A 416-nucleotide genomic window follows, 5' to 3' on the forward strand; every position below is an offset into this window, starting at 1 on the left:
TTCCGCAGTAGCTCAGTGGTAGAGCTATCGGCTGTTAACCGATCGGTCGTAGGTTCGAGTCCTACCTGCGGAGCCATTATGCTTCCATAGCTCAGCTGGTAGAGCACTTCCATGGTAAGGAAGAGGTCACCGGTTCAAGCCCGGTTGGAAGCTTGGGAATAGGTTTAAAACTTTTTTGGCCCGTTGGTCAAGTGGTTAAGACACCGCCCTTTCACGGCGGTAACACGGGTTCGAATCCCGTACGGGTCACCACTTTTGGAGGATTAGCTCAGCTGGGAGAGCACCTGCCTTACAAGCAGGGGGTCGGCGGTTCGATCCCGTCATCCTCCACCATATATGTCGGAGGGGTAGCGAAGTGGCTAAACGCGGCGGACTGTAAATCCGCTCCTTCGGGTTCGGCAGTTCGAATCTGCCCC

The 416-nt window shown here is 55.3% G+C and carries 4 tRNA genes; all 4 read left to right on the forward strand.

Features of this window, described 5'->3' with window-relative positions:
* Position 1: 1 nt before the first annotated feature.
* Positions 2 to 76: transfer RNA gene (locus HFD78_RS29090), tRNA-Asn, on the forward strand.
* 4 nt (positions 77 to 80) lie between these two features.
* Positions 81 to 153 (forward strand) — tRNA-Thr (locus tag HFD78_RS29095).
* 24 nt (positions 154 to 177) lie between these two features.
* Positions 178 to 252: transfer RNA gene (locus HFD78_RS29100), tRNA-Glu, on the forward strand.
* A gap of 5 nt (positions 253 to 257) precedes the next feature.
* Positions 258 to 333: transfer RNA gene (locus HFD78_RS29105), tRNA-Val, on the forward strand.
* The last annotated feature ends 83 nt before the right edge of the window (positions 334 to 416 follow it).

This window comes from Bacillus sp. EKM501B (assembly GCF_011800505.1).
GTDB lineage: Bacteria > Bacillota > Bacilli > Bacillales > Bacillaceae_G > Bacillus_A > Bacillus_A cereus.